The following is a 14,935-nucleotide window of genomic DNA, read 5'->3' on the forward strand; positions in this document are numbered from 1 at the left end:
CGCCGATGCCCCCTGATCCAGCCCCGGGAACAGCGCGGCGTGCGGTCTCCCCAGTCGACCACCGCGTCGAGGCCGTGACCGGCCACGACGTCGACATCCTCTGGGGCCGCCGCGACCGCGGTGTCCTCGACGAGACGCACGCACGCCTGGTGGACCTGCACCGCGAGCTGGCCAAGGCCGAGACCGGCGTGACCTTCTACCGCACCCTCCTCCACCGGCTCAGCAGCGGCGAGTTCCCCGTCGACTCTGCGCTGTTCGCGCGGATCCATCGCACGGTGGACCAGCTGGAGGAGGCCGCCGAGGAACGCGACGCTGCCGCGGCCCGCGTGATGGCGGCCCTGGAGCCGATCGAGGCCGCCGCCCGCAGTACACAGCCGGGCGGTCGGGAGGCGCTTTCGGCAGCCGACCAGGCGGCGCTGCTGGCCATCGCTGGCGGCGCCAAGCTCCACGAGCACCTCGTGACGGGGCGCATGTCCGTGGCCACCGCCTCCGGCACCCGGATTCCGTACGCCCGCTTGCAGCGGCTCGAATCGGCCGGGCTGGTCTCCCGGGATGCCAGCCATCCCGTGCACGCCGGGCAGCCGGTTGCCTTGACCGAAGCGGGCCGCGCCGCGCTGGCCGGCAGCCGCCGCCCGAGCGCGACCGCAGGCCCGGCCCGCGCACGGCCGCGGGCCTGGCCAGGCGCCGCCGGGCTCCGCCGCTGCCCCCGCCCACCTACCGAAAGGCCCAATGCCCCCGCCTGAACTGGACTTTCGGCTGGATGACTTCGAGGCCGCCGACGAGCGGGCTGAGGAGGCGTTCTGGCACGCGATCGGGATCGAGCAGGACATGCTCACCGCGCTCGCCGAGTACCACACCCCCGACGGGTCGCAGAGCTTCTATGTCCTGCACAACGGCGCCGCTACCTGGGGTATCCCAGGTGAACCGCAGCTCGTCGCCCTGTACTTGCAGCGGGACTTGGCGGGACGGACGTTCCGCTTCGAGCATGCCAAGCTGCCCTTGTCCGCGATGGCGCAGTCCTGGCTCATTCACCGCGGCTGCCCGCGGGACGCTATCGGCCTGCTGCCCGGCATGGGCACGCCGTCGGCCGATGAGACGACCCGCGCGCTGGAGCAGCGGCTCATGGGCGACGGGGACCACTTCGCCCTCCTGTGCAGTTACACCCGGGACGACCCTGACGACATGACCACCGTCGTGGTCCTGCGTGCCCTTGACGAGCGCAGCCCCGCGCCGTTCCGTGTGCTCCACGAGGAAGTGGACACCGACGCAGGGATGCACACCCTGCGTGAGGGTGGCTTCGCCACCGTCGACGAAGCCGTCCAGTGGTGCGACAACCGCCTGGGCGGAGAGGCCGCTCCGCTGCCGCCCGTCCGGCTCACGCCCCGGCGCACCCGGCCCTCGGGCACCGTGCCGGCGGCCCCTGCGCAGCGCCCGCCAGGCCGCAGCCGATGACCCTCAAATCCGCTCAGCGAGCCGGAATATAGCCGACGATCGCCGGTTAGCCAAACCGGCGAATCTGCGGACTCTTATACAGCCGGCGGGGCGAAAGCCCGGTCCGCACTTCTCGGTATTCCCATTCCCCCGTACGGAGGTTACTTCCGCATGCGCTCCACCCGAATAGTGATATCCGCCGCGATGCTCGGAGCACTCGCCCTGCCGTGGCTGTCCGCCCCCACCGCCAGTGCGGCCACCGTCTCCACCGTGGCAACAGCCGGCAGCTGCTACAGCCTCCCGCCGCTCCCGTACACGGTTCACACGAAGGCCGTGACCATCCGCTCCAAGGCGTCCGTGAAGTCCACCAGCCTCGGCATCCTCTACCGCGGCCACAAGTTCACCGTCCGCAAGACCAGCGGGAACTGGCACTACATCACGGACAAGACCACCGGTGTGAAGGGCTGGGTTTCCGGCACCTACGTGTACCGCGACGTCCGCATGTGCCTCGACTAAGAGAAGCCTTCAACTCCGCCCGGCAATAGACGAGTTGATCCGTCCTCTTTTGCTGCCCTTCTTCGCAGAAGACCAGCATTTCCCGTGCCTTTTGGAAAGGAGTTCTCTGTGTCCGACGGCATAGAGGATGTCGTGGGCGTGCTCACCGAACAGATCGAGCGCCGCTTCGAGATGAGCATGGACGAACTGACCGCCGCGGTCGCTGCGGCGCCGGACGCGAACCCCGAAGCCACCGACATCGTCAAGTGGCACGGGCTCCTCACCGAGTCCCAGGCGGCGCTCCAGCGCGCCGAGGACGACCTCCTCGCCGCGCTGGAGACGCAGCCCAGCGAGGTCGACGACCCGGCGATGGCCCTCGCCCACCGCGTCAACGCGGCTGTGGCCGCGCGTGACGGACGGGCCATGGTCGTGCGCTGGCTTCTCGACCCCAACGCTCCCGGAAAGAAGGACCTCGCCGCCGAGCGTCTGGCCCGCCTGGGCCGCGGGGCCCGCCGAGGCCCGGCCGTGCACACCAGCACGCCGGCCCGACCCGCGACGGCGCCCGCAACAGGCCGAGGAGCCCTGCGGTGAGCGCTAGCGACAAGCCCTGCACCCAGGACGGCCGGCTCCGGGAGGTCTTCGGCGCCCCGGTCGCCGACCTGCACGAGACGGCCGCGAGCCCGGACGCCTCCGCCGCGCTGACCCGGGCGCTCGAACTGCGCTCGTTCCTGGCCCTGGCCGAGGAACAGGTCGCCCGGATCCGCGACCGCGTGCACGAGGCCATGGCGCCCGAGCGCGACATGGACGAACTGTCCGCCAACGAGCTGCGGATGGACACGCAGTGGCTGGAGGCGGCGCTCCACGCCCGCGACGGCTACCGCGCCGCCCTCGGCGACCTGTTGCGCACCATGCCTGCGCCCGGACGGCATGCCCGCCCTGTCCGCATGACCCAGCAGACGATCACGACCACCCTGCCCCCTGCCACCGCCGCCCCGGCACCCCAGCGTGCCGGGGCGGCCCAGGCCCGCCGACCGTGAAAGCCCCCACCGATTGCCCCACCCCACGTCCGCCCAGATCGCCGCGCGGATCGAGGAGTTGTACGGCGCTTCGCTGACCGACCTCGAAGCCCACGCCCAGGACCAGCCGCCCGGCATGCTCGCCGCCCTCCTCGGCAGCCACCACACGCTCGCCTTCGCCGAGCAGAGCATCACCGTCCACCGCCAGCGGCTTGAGCAACTCGTCCATCCCGAGCGGCAGATCGGCACCCACGAGGTGTCGCACATCCTCGACTGCGCCCGCCGCCTCGCCGAGGCCGTCGCCGTCCGCGACACCCAAGCCGCCACCACCCAAGCGGTCTTGCAGAGCCTCGGCCGCACCCCCGCGCCGCAGCCGCCCACCGCCTGTGCGCCTGCTGCCCTTCCCGCTCCGCCCGTACCGACCGTGAGCGCCGCCCCGAGCCGCTGATCCGAACGGGCCCCGGCCCTTTTCGCACCCAGGAGTTCCCCCTTTGGCCACCACCGGTCTGCCACCCGCCGCCGATGCCGACATCGCCCGGGTCACCGAAGCCCTCCACATGATCACCCCGCGCTGGAACGTGCGGATCCTGCTGGCCCTGAACGAGCCGCCGCAGCGCTACACGCAGATCGCGGCCAAGCTGCCGTATCTCCACAGCGGCCAGCTGCACCCCAAGATCCGCTCGCTCTGCGACGCCGGCCTCGCCCTGCGCAGCGAGTACTCCGCCCGCCATGTCACCTACGGCCTCACCCAGCGCGGCCGACAGCTTCTGGCGGTGCTCCCGGTGATCGCGGCTTGGGCCGAGGAGCACTTGGAGAAGCCGGAGCAGCCGCTGTCCGCGATCGAGCAGGTCGAGGACTGCCTCACTCTCCTCACCCGGCGGCAGGCCCCGGCGATCCTGTGGGTGCTCAAGGCGCGCCAGGAGGCGAGCGCCCGGGCCCTGGCCCGCATCGTCATCCCCGACAGCTACTGGACCAACATCTACCCGCCGCTGCGCCAGCTCATCAACGACGGCTTGGTGGCGACCGCGGGCCTGGGACAGCCCTACCGCCTCTCGCCGTCCGGCGACGGACTCGGCCACGTCTTCGGCGCGCTGTCCATGTGGGCCGCCGGACGACCGGTGGACCACGCCGCGAGGCACCCGCTCTGGGGCCGACCGGACCCGAGCGCGAACACCGCCCCCCGCACCTGGGTCAGCCACCAGTCCCGGCTGGCCCCCTCCGCCCCGCCGACAGCCGCCGTGCAGACCCAGCCCGCCCGCCGCCCTGCCTGGCACAACGGCGACCTGTTCTCCCACGCCACCCCGGTCCGTCCGAAGGCCGCCCTGCCGGCGGGAGGAGCCCGCCGATGATCCCCGCCATCTCCCCTCAGCAGCTGAAGCGCGCGTGCACGGCGCTGTCCGGCGCCGCCCTGATCCGCCTGGTCAGCGAGATCGATGACCACGGGGCCATCCCACCCCGCGCGCTGGCACGCACCCTCACGGAGCTCACCACGCACCAGATCCGGCAGGCCACCGAGCAGGCAGACGCCCTCGGACTCCTCGACCGCTCCCACTCCGGCCTCGGACTCACCGCAGCCGGACAGGACCTCGCCGACGTCTACGACGCGACCGCCCGCTGGGCCCGACGGCACAACCACCCGGCGCCGATCTGCGACTTCGCCGGGCGGATCCGCCACACCTTCGCCCTGCTGGGCGAGCCGACGGCGGATCCTCGTCCCACGGACGGCGAGGCCGCCGCCGAACTCGGCCGCGTCTACCGGCTGTTGGCTGAGTGGATTCACACGCACCAGTCCCAGCAGATCCGCAGCACCTACGGCGTCGCCGCGTGACGCCGGGCGCGGTGGCCCGTTCCACCGCCGGCCTGAAGCGCAGGGTCTATATGCCGCGTGGGGCGGATGCCGCCGCGTTCGCGATGACCACCTACGGCATCCCCCTGCTCGTCCTGGCTACCACCGGATCGGCGACCTTGACCGGGCTGGCCTTCGCGCTGGAGTGGATTCCGCGCATCGGGGCGTTCACCGTGGCCGGGACCGTCGTCGACCGCTACTGCACGGCTCGCATCTTCCGTGCCGCCTGTCTCGCGCGGGCCTTGGTCGTGCTCGCCGCCGCCGTCGTTCTCATGGGCCTCGATGCTCGAACGCCAGCCGCGACGGTCACGGTGATGCTGCTCGCCGCGTCCACCGGCGTGCTCACTGAGTTCAGTTTCGTGGCGGCTGAAACGGCCGGCAGTGAGGCGAGCCGGAAGGCAGGCCCCCGGGCCCACCGGGTGCAGTCCGTCCTGCTGGGGATCGACCAGACCGCCACTCTGGCCGGGCCTGCGCTCTCCGGCCTGCTCCTGGAACATGGCGGATCGGCCGTCATGCTCGGAGCACTCGCGAGCCTCTCGCTCCTCGCCGCCGCACTCGGCCCCCGGGTGCGCACCGCGCCGCTCGGCGTGGCTACTGGCAAGCGGGGGCTACGGGCGGGCTGGGCGACGCTGCGCTCGCTGCCGGCCCTCGCCTGGCTGGTGGGCGGCCTGGTCGTCTCCAACGGAGCCATGGCCCTCCTGCAGGCCGCCGTCCCGGTCGTCGTCGTCACCGAGCTGGACCACTCCAGCGCGGATGCCGGACTCATCTGGTCTGCCGCAGCCGTCGCCTCCCTGCTCGCCATCACCGCATCTCGCAGCGCGATTGACCGCTGGGGCCTGTGGCCGGTCGGCGCCGTGGCCGCCGCCGTCGCGGCCACAGCGACGTTCGCCGTCGCCCAGGCCGACACCTACCGCGGCTATCTCCTGCTGATCGCCGTCGTGATGGCCGGCGAAGGGAGCCTCACGGTCGTCTTTCGAACCCTGCGCTCCCGCCTGATCCCGCCCGACGTCTTCGGCAGCACCCTCGCCGTGACGGTCCTGGTGCTCCTGCTGCCCTTCCCCGCCGCCGGCCTGCTCGTCGCGGCCGTGCCCCCCGCCCAGCTCGGGCACGCCATCACCGCGGCGGCCGTCCTGCAGGCCCTCGGCTTCGCGGTCGTCTTCACCCGCCTGCGCACCCTGCCCGCTCTGCCCACATTCCCGGCCTGACCCTCCCGGTACGAGAGGAGCCTTCGACGCTCATGTCCACCATCACGCAGGACGGTCTGCCCGGCCTCGACCTTCCGCACCATGACGTGCGGCCGACGATCACCGAGCAGTTCCATGCCTTCGATGCCGGCCATCCCTGGGTGTACCGGGCCCTGGAGCAGCTCGTCGTCCAGCGCCTCGCCGCCGGAGCCAAGAGGGTCGGTATGAAGGCGCTGTTCGAGGCTCTGCGGTGGCGCCACCCGCACGGCGTGAAGGGCCTCAACAACAACTACACCGCGCTCTACGCGAGACGGCTGCTCGCCGAGCACCCGCAGTGGGCCTGCGCCATCGAGGTCCGCCGTCGGCGCAGCCCGTGACTACTGGTCTGCAGAACTCTTCCGCCACCTGATTCCTTGAGGAGCACCTTCTTGTCCGACCGTCCTGTCGTTCTGGTCGTGGCCGCGGCCGACATGGAAGCCGAGGCGTATCGCGGCTACTGCCTTGAGTCCGTGGCAGCCGCGTACGACGTCGTCCTGATCACCAGCGAGGAACCCTCGTGGGAGGTGCCGTTCATCCGGGACTGCGTGGTCGTGCCCGACCCCACTGACCAGGCGGCGCTGTCCGCCGCCGGCCGGGCCCTCGTCGACCGCTACGAGCTGGCCGGCGTGTTCACCTGGACAGAGTGGTACCTCGTCCCGGTCGCCCGCCTGGCACGCCAGCTGGGCCTGCCCACCACCGCCCCCGAGGTGATGCAGGCATGCCGCAACAAGGCCACCGCGCGGAGCCTGTTCGCCCGCCACGGTGTTCCGTCGGCCGCGTCGGTGAGCGTGCGCACCTGCCAGGAGGCGCAGGCCGCGGCCGAGCGGATCGGCTACCCGGTCGTCCTGAAGCCCGCCGCGCACGCGGCCAGCATCGGTGTGATCCGCGTCGACAACCACGACCAGCTCACCGCCGCGTACGACTTCACGGCCCGCGCTGCCGCTCTGGGGGCGGAGAACACGAGCGTGCTGGTCGAGGAGTACCTCGACGGACCCGAGGTCTCGGTCGAATGCGTCACCTATCAGGGCCGCACCACCGTCGTCGCCATCACCCGCAAGACCGTCAGCGCACCGCCCTTCTTTGAGGAACTCTCGCACTCCGTAGACGCGTCCGACCCGCTCCTCGACGTGGTCGCCCCGGCGGCGCGGGCCGCGATCGGCGCGCTCGGTATCACCGACGGCGTCAGCCACGTCGAGATGCGCCTCGTCGACGGCCGGGCGCGACTTGTCGAAGTCAACGGCCGCATCGCCGGCGACATGATCGGCCATCTGGTACGCCTCGCCACCGGCATCGACCTGCCCCGTGTGGCTGCCGACATCGCCTGCGACCACGCCCCCGACCTCACCCCCACCCAGTGCTCAGCCGCCGCGATCCACCTGATCTACCCCGAGACCTCCGGCACCCTCACCGCCCTCCGCTTTGACGGTCCCCGGCCGCCGTGGCTGGAGCGGATCTCCTTCCAGCGCAGCGTCGGCGACCGGCTGCTGCTCCCGCCCGAGGGAGACATGTTCTTCGCTCGGATCGGCTTCCTGATCACCACTGGCAGTTCCGCCGAAGACGCCCGGCACCGCGGCCAAGAGGCGCTCCGCACCCTCACCCTCGACGTGGCGCCCCATCAAGCCAGCCAGGACACCGGTAGGGATCTCCTCGCTTGAAGACGGCACCACCCCTCATGACCCGCCGTAGCCGGGGGCTGCTGACCGGCTACTTCCTCGGCCTCGGCGTGGTGATGGCGGTCTGGGGCGCCCGGATGCCGGCCGTTCAGCAGGCCGCCCACCTGAGCACCGCACACCTGGCCCTGGTGCTGCTGGCCGCCGCGCTCGGCATGGTCGCAGGACTGCAGATCGGAGGCCGGCTCGCCCGGCCAGCCCGCCTTCCTGCCCTGCTCACCTCCGGCGCCGCCGGCCTTGCCGTATGCCTCGCCCTCCTGGGGCAATGCGACAGCCTGCCGTCCCTGCTCACGGCCGCCCTTGCTTTCGGTATCGCGCACGGTGTGCTGGATGTTGCCGCCAACTCGGCGGCGGTGCGCTGCCAGAACGCCTACGGCAGACCCATCATGTCCGGCCTGCACGCCGCCTACTCCATCGGCGCCCTCGCGGGAGCCGCCCTGGCCGCCGTCACCGCCCACACCGCGCACAGCGCCCTCTTCCTCGCCACCGGCCTGGTCCTCACCGGGGCCGCGCTCGCTGCCGCACCGGCAACCCGCTCCCTGAACGGCACCGATCAACCACCTGCACCCGCCAACCCCGGGCAGAACGAGTCCCGGTCGGCACTCTCGTCAGGGCAGCTGTGGCTGCTGGGCGCGCTGGCTGCATCGAGCCTGCTGGGGGAGGGAGCGGCAGCTGACTGGGCCGCCGTCCATCTGCACAGTCTGGATGCCTCGACGGCCGTGAGCGCAGCCGCGTTCGCTCTTTACAGCGGGGCCATGACGGTCGGACGGTTGGCCGGCGACCGGCTCACCACAGCCTTCGGCGCCCCCGGTGTCGTACGGGCCGGCGCGATCCTCGCAGCGGCCGGGCTTGCCACCGGCGTCGTCACCTCCAGCACGCCGTTGGCTCTGGCCGGCTGGGCGGTCTTCGGGCTCGGCCTGTCCATCACCGTTCCCTGCCTGATCAGCGCTGCCGGAGTCGGCGGCCCCAGGGCCGTGGCCACGGTCGCCGTGACTGGCTACCTGGGCCTGCTCGCCGGGCCTGCTCTCATCGGCGCCCTCGCCACCGTAACCACCCTGTCCACCGCACTGCTGCTGCCCGCCCTGCTCGCAGCCGCCGTCGCCGCCCTGTCCCATCGTGCCTTGGAGAACACCTCCCCTTGACCCTCACCACCGCGACCACCGGCCCCGACGCTGTGATCCTCGACTACAACGGCGTCATCGGCCTCCAACCCGGCGCCGAGCAGTGGCGTCACCTCGCCCGCCTCGCCGCCTGGCCCGACGACGATGTCGCCTCGTTCCAGAGCGCTTTCTGGAAAGCCCGCGAGGTGTACGACGCCGGCCAGCTGAGCGACCTGGCGTACTGGGCCCGCGTGCTCGGCTACCATCCCGGCCCGCGCATGCTGCGTGAACTGCGCGCTGCGGACACCGCGATGTGGACGCACACCGACGACCGTGTCCTCGCCGTCTTGCACAGCGCCCATCGGCGCGAACTGCCCATGGTGCTGCTGTCCAACGCGCCTCACCCTCTCAGCGACGTCCTCGACACCCTCGACTGGCGCCGCCGCCTGATGACCCGGGCCCTGTACTCGGCCCGGCTGGAGGTGTGCAAGCCGGACCCGGCCGCCTACCAGCAGGCCCTGGATGCCACCGGCGCCGTCGACCCGCAGCGCGTGCTGTTCGTCGATGACCGGGTGGACAACTGCCGCGCCGCTGCCCGCCTCGGGCTGCGCACGCTGCACTACACCGGCCAGCCCGCCGACCTGGAAGCAGCACTGCTGCCCAGCACCGGCTGAGCCGCTCCCCAACGCCTACCTCTCAGGACCCGCGTGCCACCCCACGACGACCTTCGCACCATCGACGGGGACGTCTACGTCTCCCCGCGCTACCTCGCCGCCACCACCGCGATCGGCGACCCCGGCCTTGCGCCACTACTCAACCTCGGCTGGGAACCGGAGCACGACGACCTCGGCAACGCCTACGTCCACGCCCCCGACCGCAAGGTCCGCCTCGGCTACCTGCCCGAAGGCGAGGACGACGGCCTGTGGCGCATCAACGCCTACAAGGATCCCTTCGGCCCGCCGGTCTGGGGCGTCTGCTTCAACGACTCCTGCCCCACCGAGTTCGTCACCGCGTTCACCACCGCGCTCGCCGAGGCGTACGAACAGGGCCCCAACGCCTACCTCGCGACGCCGAAGCCGGGCAGCGCGGACCGCGACCCGTTCCTCGCCGTCGTACCGCTCATCAACCGCGGCTGGCAGATCGACCACCCCCGCTGGGGCGTCTTCGCGATCCAGTCGGCCGACGGCCTCGCCGGGCTGGAGTTCACCACCGGACGCCTCGACCTGGAAAGCGAGCTGACCACCCGCGACGCCCGCTGGCAGTTGTGGGCCGGCACCTCGATCGACCGCCCGGCCTGGTACGCCACCGCCAGCACCGACACCCCCGTGGCCCTGCTCAGGGCCGTTACGGAGTGCGTCTCCGATCCCGCGCCGCTGCCCCGCTGGCGGGAAGAAACGTACAGCTATGTCGAGGGCATGGCTCAGCTCACCCCGGTCATCCCGCCGCGTCCGTCGGCCCCGACACCGCTCGACATCCAGCGCGCCGCTGCCCGGCGCCCGGCTGCGCTTCCCGCCTCCAGCGTCCCGCGCTGGAGTACCACCAGTCGGTCGGCCCTGCCCGGGTCTCGCCGTTGACCACCCGTCCCGCCCTGACCGTCCGACCGGAGGCATCCGCTTGGCCCTGTACGCCCGCGAGTTCTTTATGGAGCACCTCAAGCTCCCGCTCGCCGATGCCGCTGTGGTCGGCAACACCTACTACGCGATGCCTACCCCTGGCGGCCCGCTACGGCTGCGGATCGACTTCGCCCGGACCATCCGCGCAGACGAGTACGACGGCCTGCGGCTTGCGACCATGCACCAGGACACCGGTGAACTCGACGCCGTGGCATTACGGTTTGAGGATCACAAGACCTTCGACCACCGCGACGCGGCCCGGGGCCGCAGCCCGCGGGAATCGGGGTACGGCACGATCTACGAATTCCGCGACCGGCCCGACTGGGTGCCATGGGAAGGCGCCCACACCAGCGGACTACGTGCCGCCATCGAGCAGTACACGTCCGTGTGGTTCCCCGGTGCCTGGAAGACGCCCGCGCCGTCGCGCACCTCGGGCCGCACCGCCCGGAAGGTCCCGTCACCGCCCACCGCCCGCGGCGGGAGCCGCTCCCTCTGAACCTCCGCAGCCCCGCGCGGCAGCCCCATCGTCATCCTCTTCTTCGTTCAGGAGTTCCTTCTTGCGTATCAGTCCTGCCCGCCGCCTTCCCGTTGCCGTCGCGGTCGCCGCGGCGGTGACCGGTACCCTCACCTGGGCCCCGACCGCGACCGCCCAGACGACCGAGCCGACACCCTCCGCCGCTGCCACCGAGACCCCCGAGCCCGACACGGGCAGCGTCGCCATCGTCAAGAAGGACCCGGCCGGTGACGTCCTCGAAGGCGCTGCCTTCCTCCTCCTCGACGCCACCGGCCAGGAGGCCGACAGCGGCAGCACCGACGCCCAGGGGAAGCTGACCTTCACCGATCTCGCGCCCGGCATCTACCGGCTGAAGGAGACCACCTCAGGCAGCCCGCTCCACGACGTCGTCGCCGACCAGGACGTCATCGTCACCCCTGGCGCCACCGCCAGCCTGACGATCGTCGACCCGTTCAAGCCCGCCCAGGTCCTCCTGAAGGCCAAGGACGACAAGACCGGCAAGCTCCTGCCCGGCTCCACCGTGAACATCGGCAGCGGCGAGACGACCCTGCTCACCCTCACCACCGGCCCGAAGGGCACCGCCACCGGCGAACTCCCTGTGCCCAGCCGCAAGGCCGAGTTCTGGGTCAAGCAGGTCAAGGCCCCTGAAGGCTACGATCTCTACAAGCCCGCGAAGACCTTCACCGCCGGGCCCGGCGCCCCCGTCACCGTGACCGTCACCAACGCCAAGACCGCCACCACGCCGAAGCCCACCCCGACCGAGAAGCCCACGGACAAGCCGACCGACACCCCGCCCACCCCCACGGACAAGCCGACCCAGAGCGCCGCCGGCGGGTCGAAGCCCAACCCGACGGCCACCGACAAGCCGGACACCGAGTCCTCGCTCGTCCCGTCCGCGGATGGGACGGACTCCGCGTCGCCGAAGGCCCCAGCCGGCTCCCTCGCCCACACGGGTGCCGACGCCACGCCGTGGATCCTCGGCGGTGCGGGACTCCTGCTCGCCAGCGGCATCGGCGCAGTCGTCGCCGTGCGCCGCCGCACGGACTCCGAGCCCGAGCAGGACGAGAACGCCGAGACCAACTGATCGACCTTCCCCCCCCAATATCAGGCCCCCGGGACCGAGTCCCGGGGGCCTGGTACGTATCCGACCTCCTGCGCGTCAACTCAAGCGCTAATGTGCGACCTCGTCGCACACGTCGGCCGACCGGCCGCCATCATGGCCCGCCAGAATCGGGCGCTGGGCATAAATTCGGATACATGGACGAGACGCCCAGACGTATCGATCCCACGACGGACCGAGTATCCGCCGCGCTCATGCTGGGCTGCTCCCCCGAGCAGGTCGGCCCATGCTCCTGCTGCCAGGGGCTGACCTGCCGATACAGGCGCAAAGCCCAGCTCGTATGCCCCGCCTGCCGGGCGAGCGAGGAACGGACCGCCGGAGACGCACCCGCTTGATTGGGTATCCGTCTCCTGGCTTCTTCGCCGCGCCTTCGAGATCATCCCTTCTTCGCCGCGGTTCTTGGCCGTGGCCTGGTTCGGGGACTCGTGCACCTCGCCGAAGACAGTCCGTTGCCCTACGGCCTTGGCGGAGTCGGCGTTGGCGTCATCTGTCTGGCCGGGGCCGTCGTCAGCGCCGTGACGGGTCACCCCTGGCTGGCGCTGACCGTACTCGCCGCCGCGACGGTGCTGATCGGTATGGCCGCCGCACTGATCCTCCAAGAGGGCCGCTTCGAGCTGACACCGGGCCAGGCGGAGATCGTCGCGGTCGCCGGATCCGTCGTGACTGCGGCTTGCGGCCTGGCCCTGCTCGTTCTCGGGCCGCTGGTCGCGCTGACCACATCCGGGGATGTCGTCCATCGGGTCACCGGGGGCGGGGCCATCGCCTTCTTCGGTGGGGTTGGGATCTGGATCGCCGCCGAAGTGGACGGGGCTGGACCATCGCGAATCCAGCGGCCTGCGCACCGTGCGCGGCGTGGCGTTGACCTACACCCACTGAGAAGGCCGGTCACGCCAACCCGGCCGCGGCCGCCGTGGTCCGCACGACCGGAAGCAGCCTGACGGAAGGCTGGCCGCATCTCCAACGAGCGCCATGGGCACGGTCGTTGCGAAGGGCTGTCCGGCGGGCGCCCTGGATACATGGTGCGGCCTGTTCCCGCCCGTGCGTACGCTGGCCGTGCCGCCACCATCTGTCCGGCACGACTCCGAGGGACATCACGTGAGTACGTCATTTCCTTTCCTGCATGCCTGGATGGACAGGACTCCGCAGGACCACCCCCTGTGCGATCTGATTGCCGAGGCCGCCGGGAACAGCGTCCCGGACAGCTTCGCCTCGGGCACCGTCATGGCCTTCGAGGACATCATCGAGGCCCTGGAGAAGGCGCAGCCCGAGCGGCTGAGCAGCGTGCAGGGCGACTTCCGCCGGGCCCGCACCTTCGACGACCTCCTGATCGTGCGGGCCGAACTTGTCGCTGGCGCCAAGCTCGCGCGTGCGGGTGTCCCCTTCGACTTCGGCCAACGCAACGGGGAACCCCAGCCAGACTTGGTGCTGCGCGAGATGGACCTCGGCATCGAGGTCAAGGCCCGCCGCCTGGACGGCCTTCGGGACCTGCACGACGAACTCGAGGACGCGCTCGCCGGGATTGACCCGCCGGTCCTCGTACACCTCATGCCCGACTCCCAGCCGCTCATCATCAAGGCCGCCGTGCGGGCCAAAGTGGTCGAAGAGACCGTTCAGCGCGTGCGCAGCGGGAACCTGGGCACCGCAGTGACCGAGGTGGACCAGCCCTGGGCAGCCCGCAAGCGCCTCCTGCTCCGCGTCGGGATCCACCATGCGGACGACCTGCCGAACGGCTCGCGGGTCGCCGTCACGAACGGCTTTTGGGGCAGCGAGCCGGGCCCTCACCTGATGGACACCGAGGACCAGGTGCGGGCCGTCCTGGAGGACGAGCAGAAGATCCGGCAGGCCGAGTCCATGCCCACCATCCTCCTGGTCGACGCGGCCCGTACGGGCGCCGCCTACATACGTTCGCCAGCGGTCTGGGCGCAGCGCCTGGCCACACTGCTGCCCGACACCACCCCGTTCGTGGGCGCCGCTGTAATGATCCCGACGCCCGACGACCCCGACGTGGGGATCTCCCTGGGCGTGCGCGCGAACCTGTCCGACAAGGACCGCCGCGCCGTGGATGAGCTGGCTGGCCGCATCGGGCTCACCGGAGCCCGAGGCGGCACGGCTCCAGGAGACCCCGTCGGCGGGCCGCCAGTGCCGTAGCCAGCGGCGGCGGGAGAACATCGCGTGCATGAACATCTGACTCCCCGTGGATGTTCGAGCGCGTCCCGAACCAGCTGGCGCGGGGTGGGCAACTGTTCGATCTTGGGCGATGTTCCTCTCCGCGGCCCGGGTGCTCGGGCGGCTCGACGCGGGTGACGACCGGCGTCTCGCCGTACTCCCCGCCTCTTGGGCGTGAGACGACGACGGCAGGGGCGTTGTCAGTGGGCGGCCGTAGCCTGGCTGGCAGAACGGAAGAGAGGCACGCCCGTGAACGCGAGTTACTACCGCAGTCAGCTGGACCGGAAGAACAAGGCACGCGCTGACGCGGAGAGGAAGGTCGGTGACTTCCGCAAGAAGGAGGCCGACAAGCGAGGAAAGGCCACGAAGGAGCGGGCGGCCGCTGCCAAGGCGAGCAGTCCGAGCACGATGCAGAGCAAGCTGCGTACCGCGCAGCGGTACGACAACGAGGCCAACAAAGCAGGCCACGACGCCAGCACGTGGAGCGCCACGATGGGCAAGCTCAGCAAGGAGGCCGCGGAGCTGTCGGCCAAGCTGGCGAAGGCGGAGCAGACCGAGCGTGTCGCTGCAGAGAAGGCCCGCCAACGCGAACAGCAGCAGGCCGAGCGGCGTGCCGCGGCCGAACAGCGGAAAATCGTGAGCCGTCTGTCGACGGCAGAGGGTCAGGTGCGCACGGTGCTGACGGAACTACGGGCCCCCAAGCCGGAGAAGCTGCGGGTGCTGCTGCTGGGCGCCACGTCC

The 14,935-nt window shown here is 71.2% G+C and carries 18 protein-coding genes; all 18 read left to right on the forward strand.

All coding sequences use genetic code 11. From position 1 onward, the window contains the following. Nucleotides 1–5: 5 nt before the first annotated feature. The 18 genes from IPT68_RS24995 to IPT68_RS25075 all read left to right on the forward strand — a co-directional run bounded on the left by IPT68_RS24995 (nucleotide 6) and on the right by IPT68_RS25075 (nucleotide 14,176). A complete protein-coding gene (locus IPT68_RS24995) occupies nucleotides 6–743 on the forward strand; it encodes a hypothetical protein (RefSeq protein ID WP_228039867.1) in 738 nt (245 codons plus the stop codon). After that, nucleotides 730–1,452, forward strand: coding sequence for a hypothetical protein (locus IPT68_RS25000; RefSeq protein ID WP_189696608.1), 723 nt, complete (start codon nucleotides 730–732; stop codon nucleotides 1,450–1,452). The genes IPT68_RS24995 and IPT68_RS25000 overlap by 14 nt, the downstream gene beginning before the upstream one ends. 150 nt (nucleotides 1,453–1,602) lie before the next feature. Beyond that, nucleotides 1,603–1,947, forward strand: a complete 345-nt coding sequence (locus tag IPT68_RS25005; RefSeq protein WP_228039869.1) for an SH3 domain-containing protein — start codon at nucleotides 1,603–1,605, stop codon at nucleotides 1,945–1,947. Nucleotides 1,948–2,055: 108 nt separating this feature from the next. Continuing rightward, nucleotides 2,056–2,517 (forward strand): hypothetical protein, encoded by a 462-nt coding sequence (locus IPT68_RS25010; protein WP_189696609.1) that lies wholly within the window; start codon nucleotides 2,056–2,058, stop codon nucleotides 2,515–2,517. Then, nucleotides 2,514–2,963 (forward strand): hypothetical protein, encoded by a 450-nt coding sequence (locus tag IPT68_RS25015; RefSeq protein ID WP_189696610.1) that lies wholly within the window; start codon nucleotides 2,514–2,516, stop codon nucleotides 2,961–2,963. The genes IPT68_RS25010 and IPT68_RS25015 overlap by 4 nt, the downstream gene beginning before the upstream one ends. Nucleotides 2,964–2,976: 13 nt before the next feature. Further along, nucleotides 2,977–3,390, forward strand: a complete 414-nt coding sequence (locus IPT68_RS25020) for a hypothetical protein (protein WP_189696611.1) — start codon at nucleotides 2,977–2,979, stop codon at nucleotides 3,388–3,390. A 43-nt stretch (nucleotides 3,391–3,433) separates the two neighbouring features. Further along, nucleotides 3,434–4,291, forward strand: a complete 858-nt coding sequence (locus IPT68_RS25025) for a winged helix-turn-helix transcriptional regulator (protein WP_189696612.1) — start codon at nucleotides 3,434–3,436, stop codon at nucleotides 4,289–4,291. Then, nucleotides 4,288–4,770, forward strand: a complete 483-nt coding sequence (locus IPT68_RS25030; protein WP_189696613.1) for a hypothetical protein — start codon at nucleotides 4,288–4,290, stop codon at nucleotides 4,768–4,770. Before IPT68_RS25025 ends, IPT68_RS25030 begins: the two co-directional genes overlap by 4 nt. A gap of 50 nt (nucleotides 4,771–4,820) precedes the next feature. Beyond that, entirely contained in the window at nucleotides 4,821–5,993 is a 1,173-nt protein-coding gene (locus IPT68_RS25035; RefSeq protein ID WP_228040604.1) for an MFS transporter, read from the forward strand. Between the two features lie 32 nt (nucleotides 5,994–6,025). Then, nucleotides 6,026–6,349: a hypothetical protein gene (locus IPT68_RS25040; RefSeq protein ID WP_228039871.1), complete on the forward strand. Its 324-nt coding sequence runs from the start codon at nucleotides 6,026–6,028 to the stop codon at nucleotides 6,347–6,349. A 93-nt stretch (nucleotides 6,350–6,442) separates the two neighbouring features. Next, complete coding sequence (locus tag IPT68_RS25045) at nucleotides 6,443–7,666, forward strand: ATP-grasp domain-containing protein (RefSeq protein WP_189696699.1); 1,224 nt, start codon at nucleotides 6,443–6,445, stop codon at nucleotides 7,664–7,666. 17 nt (nucleotides 7,667–7,683) lie between these two features. Then, nucleotides 7,684–8,823 (forward strand): MFS transporter, encoded by a 1,140-nt coding sequence (locus tag IPT68_RS25050; protein ID WP_189696614.1) that lies wholly within the window; start codon nucleotides 7,684–7,686, stop codon nucleotides 8,821–8,823. After that, nucleotides 8,820–9,455: an HAD family hydrolase gene (locus IPT68_RS25055; protein ID WP_189696615.1), complete on the forward strand. Its 636-nt coding sequence runs from the start codon at nucleotides 8,820–8,822 to the stop codon at nucleotides 9,453–9,455. Before IPT68_RS25050 ends, IPT68_RS25055 begins: the two co-directional genes overlap by 4 nt. Nucleotides 9,456–9,488: 33 nt before the next feature. Beyond that, nucleotides 9,489–10,355 carry a DUF317 domain-containing protein gene (locus tag IPT68_RS25060; RefSeq protein ID WP_189696616.1) on the forward strand — a complete coding sequence of 289 codons (867 nt, stop codon included), beginning with the start codon at nucleotides 9,489–9,491 and terminating at the stop codon, nucleotides 10,353–10,355. Nucleotides 10,356–10,395: 40 nt separating this feature from the next. After that, complete coding sequence (locus IPT68_RS34255) at nucleotides 10,396–10,890, forward strand: hypothetical protein (RefSeq protein WP_228039873.1); 495 nt, start codon at nucleotides 10,396–10,398, stop codon at nucleotides 10,888–10,890. Nucleotides 10,891–10,951: 61 nt separating this feature from the next. Further along, a complete protein-coding gene (locus IPT68_RS25065; protein ID WP_228039876.1) occupies nucleotides 10,952–11,992 on the forward strand; it encodes a SpaA isopeptide-forming pilin-related protein in 1,041 nt (346 codons plus the stop codon). Between the two features lie 461 nt (nucleotides 11,993–12,453). Continuing rightward, nucleotides 12,454–12,966, forward strand: coding sequence for a hypothetical protein (locus IPT68_RS25070; RefSeq protein WP_189696617.1), 513 nt, complete (start codon nucleotides 12,454–12,456; stop codon nucleotides 12,964–12,966). A 190-nt stretch (nucleotides 12,967–13,156) separates the two neighbouring features. Next, the gene (locus IPT68_RS25075; RefSeq protein ID WP_189696618.1) at nucleotides 13,157–14,176 is read left to right on the forward strand and encodes a hypothetical protein; all 1,020 of its coding nucleotides are present in this window, start codon (nucleotides 13,157–13,159) and stop codon (nucleotides 14,174–14,176) included. The last annotated feature ends 759 nt before the right edge of the window (nucleotides 14,177–14,935 follow it).

It is taken from the genome of Streptomyces chromofuscus (assembly GCF_015160875.1).
In the GTDB taxonomy this organism is placed as follows: Bacteria; Actinomycetota; Actinomycetes; order Streptomycetales; family Streptomycetaceae; genus Streptomyces; species Streptomyces chromofuscus.

Excerpts from the sequence above, each read along its gene's own strand:
- IPT68_RS25030 (WP_189696613.1), top strand. The coding sequence starts at position 4,288 with ATGATCCCCGCCATCTCCCCTCAGCAGCTGAAGCGCGCGTGCACGGCG.
- IPT68_RS25040 (WP_228039871.1), top strand. The coding sequence starts at position 6,026 with ATGTCCACCATCACGCAGGACGGTCTGCCCGGCCTCGACCTTCCGCAC.
- IPT68_RS25035 (WP_228040604.1), top strand. The coding sequence starts at position 4,821 with ATGCCGCGTGGGGCGGATGCCGCCGCGTTCGCGATGACCACCTACGGC.
- IPT68_RS25045 (WP_189696699.1), top strand. The coding sequence starts at position 6,443 with ATGGAAGCCGAGGCGTATCGCGGCTACTGCCTTGAGTCCGTGGCAGCC.
- IPT68_RS25005 (WP_228039869.1), top strand. The coding sequence starts at position 1,603 with ATGCGCTCCACCCGAATAGTGATATCCGCCGCGATGCTCGGAGCACTC.
- IPT68_RS25075 (WP_189696618.1), top strand. The coding sequence starts at position 13,157 with ATGGACAGGACTCCGCAGGACCACCCCCTGTGCGATCTGATTGCCGAG.
- IPT68_RS24995 (WP_228039867.1), top strand. The coding sequence starts at position 6 with ATGCCCCCTGATCCAGCCCCGGGAACAGCGCGGCGTGCGGTCTCCCCA.
- IPT68_RS25050 (WP_189696614.1), top strand. The coding sequence starts at position 7,684 with ATGACCCGCCGTAGCCGGGGGCTGCTGACCGGCTACTTCCTCGGCCTC.
- IPT68_RS25000 (WP_189696608.1), top strand. The coding sequence starts at position 730 with ATGCCCCCGCCTGAACTGGACTTTCGGCTGGATGACTTCGAGGCCGCC.